Origin of the sequence: Arthrobacter sp. C9C5 (assembly GCF_013359735.1) — a bacterium.
In the GTDB taxonomy this organism is placed as follows: Bacteria; Actinomycetota; Actinomycetes; order Actinomycetales; family Micrococcaceae; genus Arthrobacter.
Genome location: NZ_JABFMX010000040.1, coordinates 1 through 3565, shown reverse-complemented (window position 1 = coordinate 3565; position 3565 = coordinate 1). Strand labels below are relative to the sequence as shown.

The following is a 3565-nucleotide window of genomic DNA, read 5'->3' as shown; positions in this document are numbered from 1 at the left end:
CGCAGGCGGTTTAGTGTTTGGCACACTGTTGGGTCCTGAGACAACAGGACCGGGGTCCGCGGTTTTTGCCGTGGGTTTCGGGACTTGTGTTTCTGGTTTCCCGGCTGCACGAGCATGCACTGATCGGTCCCTTTGGGGGTCGGGGTGTGTGGGGTGTGTGGTACGGGGTTGTTGTTTGAGAACTACATAGTGGACGCGAGCATCTTTTATAAGAAGCAATTTCCAAGAATTATGAACCTGGATCTGTGCTGTTGCTGCGGTGGCGCCCTTGGGTGTTGTTGTGGTGATGGTGTGGTTTCCGTGGTTTTCTCGAAAATTACTCCTTGATCTTTTGTGGTCAAGTTTTTAAGAGCACACGGTGGATGCCTTGGCATTAGGAGCCGAAGAAGGACGTAGGAATCTGCGATAAGCCTGGGGGAGTCGATAACCGGACTGTGATCCCAGGGTGTCCGAATGGGGAAACCCCGCCAGACGCGCGAGTGATCTGGTGACCCGCATCTGAACACATAGGGTGCGTGGAGGGAACGCGGGGAAGTGAAACATCTCAGTACCCGCAGGAAGAGAAAACAATAGTGATTCCGTTAGTAGTGGCGAGCGAACGCGGATCAGGCTAAACCGTTCCATGTGTGATAGCCGGCGGGCGTTGCATGGTCGGGGTTGTGGGACTTTCCGTTCTGTCTCTGCCGGGACAGTGGGGTGAGAGCATGTGCATAGGTGAACGGTCTTGAAAGGCCGGCCAGAGAGGGTGTGAGCCCCGTAACCGAAATGTAGTGTGCCGCCTGGGAAGTATCCCAAGTAGCACGGGGCCCGAGAAATCCCGTGCGAATCTGTCAGGACCACCTGATAAGCCTAAATACTCCCTAATGACCGATAGCGGACCAGTACCGTGAGGGAAAGGTGAAAAGTACCCCGGGAGGGGAGTGAAACAGTACCTGAAACCGTGTGCTTACAATCCGTCGGAGCAGCCTTGTAGCTGTGACGGCGTGCCTTTTGAAGAATGAGCCTGCGAGTTAGTGTTACGTCGCGAGGTTAACCCGTGTGGGGAAGCCGTAGCGAAAGCGAGTCTGAACAGGGCGTTGCAGTGGCGTGATCTAGACCCGAAGCGAAGTGATCTACCCATGGCCAGGTTGAAGCGACGGTAAGACGTCGTGGAGGACCGAACCCACTTCAGTTGAAAATGGAGGGGATGAGCTGTGGGTAGGGGTGAAAGGCCAATCAAACTTCGTGATAGCTGGTTCTCCCCGAAATGCATTTAGGTGCAGCGTTGCGTGTTTCTTACCGGAGGTAGAGCTACTGGATGGCTAATGGGCCCTACAAGGTTACTGACGTCAGCCAAACTCCGAATGCCGGTAAGTGAGAGCGCAGCAGTGAGACTGTGGGGGATAAGCTTCATAGTCGAGAGGGAAACAGCCCAGACCACCAACTAAGGCCCCTAAGCGTGTGCTAAGTGGGAAAGGATGTGGAGTTGCGAAGACAACCAGGAGGTTGGCTTAGAAGCAGCCATCCTTAAAAGAGTGCGTAATAGCTCACTGGTCAAGTGATTCCGCGCCGACAATGTAGCGGGGCTCAAGTACACCGCCGAAGTTGTGGCATTCAGATATTAGCTAAGCCCTTGTGGTTCAGGCGTCTGGATGGGTAGGGGAGCGTCGTGTGGGCGGTGAAGTCGCGGTGTAAACCAGCGGTGGAGCCTACACGAGTGAGAATGCAGGCATGAGTAGCGAAAGACGGGTGAGAAACCCGTCCGCCGAATGATCAAGGGTTCCAGGGTCAAGCTAATCTGCCCTGGGTAAGTCGGGACCTAAGGCGAGGCCGACAGGCGTAGTCGATGGACAACGGGTTGATATTCCCGTACCGGCGAAAAACCGCCCATGCTGAACAGGGGATACTAACCGCCCGAGACCTGCCCGACACCCCTTGTGGGTGAAGGGTTTTGGTGGAGCGCGGGACCTGATCCTGGGAGGCAAGCGTATTAACAGGTGTGACGCAGGAAGGTAGCCGAGCCGGGCGATGGTTGTCCCGGTCTAAGGATGTAGGGCGAACGGTAGGCAAATCCGCCGTTCATGATGCCTGAGACCCGACGGGACCCCCGTATGGGGGGATTCGGTGATCCTATGCTGCCTAGAAAAGCATCGACGCGAGGTTTTAGCCGCCCGTACCCCAAACCGACACAGGTGATCAGGTAGAGAATACTAAGGCGATCGAGAGAATTATGGTTAAGGAACTCGGCAAAATGCCCCCGTAACTTCGGGAGAAGGGGGGCCCCTATCGTGATGGACACTAGCTGTCCGGAGCGTGCAGGGGCCGCAGAGACCAGGGGGAAGCGACTGTTTACTAAAAACACAGGTCCGTGCGAAGTCGCAAGACGATGTATACGGACTGACTCCTGCCCGGTGCTGGAAGGTTAAGAGGACCGGTTAGCCGCAAGGCGAAGCTGAGAATTTAAGCCCCAGTAAACGGCGGTGGTAACTATAACCATCCTAAGGTAGCGAAATTCCTTGTCGGGTAAGTTCCGACCTGCACGAATGGAGTAACGACTTCCCCGCTGTCTCAACCATAAACTCGGCGAAATTGCAGTACGAGTAAAGATGCTCGTTACGCGCAGCAGGACGGAAAGACCCCGAGACCTTTACTATAGTTTGGTATTGGTGTTCGGAGTGGCTTGTGTAGGATAGGTGGGAGACGTTGAAGCCCGGACGCCAGTTCGGGTGGAGTCATCGTTGAAATACCACTCTGGTCACTTTGGACATCTAACTTCGGCCCGTAATCCGGGTCAGGGACAGTGCCTGATGGGTAGTTTAACTGGGGCGGTTGCCTCCTAAAAAGTAACGGAGGCGCCCAAAGGTTCCCTCAGCCTGGTTGGCAATCAGGTGTCGAGTGTAAGTGCACAAGGGAGCTTGACTGTGAGAGAGACATCTCGAGCAGGGACGAAAGTCGGGACTAGTGATCCGGCGGTACATTGTGGAATGGCCGTCGCTCAACGGATAAAAGGTACCTCGGGGATAACAGGCTGATCTTGCCCAAGAGTCCATATCGACGGCATGGTTTGGCACCTCGATGTCGGCTCGTCGCATCCTGGGGCTGGAGTAGGTCCCAAGGGTTGGGCTGTTCGCCCATTAAAGCGGTACGCGAGCTGGGTTTAGAACGTCGTGAGACAGTTCGGTCCCTATCCGCTGCGCGCGCAGGAAATTTGAGAAGGGCTGTCCTTAGTACGAGAGGACCGGGACGGACGAACCTCTGGTGTGTCAGTTGTACTGCCAAGTGCACCGCTGATTAGCTACGTTCGGATGGGATAACCGCTGAAAGCATCTAAGCGGGAAGCTCGCTTCGAGATGAGATTTCCATACACCTTGTGTGTGAGAGGCCCCCAGCCAGACCACTGGGTTGATAGGCCGGATGTGGAAGCGAGGACTAACGACTCGTGAAGCTGACCGGTACTAATAGGCCGATAACTTACACCACACACTTCTCTTCGTGAACGGATTCAAAAGACGTTCACACCAGCGGAGGAGTACAAAGAAACAAGACTGCTTGCGTCCACTATGTGGTTCCCAAACAACAAACCCGT

The 3565-nt window shown here is 55.0% G+C and carries 1 rRNA gene; it reads left to right on the top strand.

Features of this window, described 5'->3' with window-relative positions:
• The first annotated feature begins 335 nt into the window (after positions 1-335).
• Positions 336-3459, top strand: a 23S ribosomal RNA gene (locus HNO80_RS17675).
• The last annotated feature ends 106 nt before the right edge of the window (positions 3460-3565 follow it).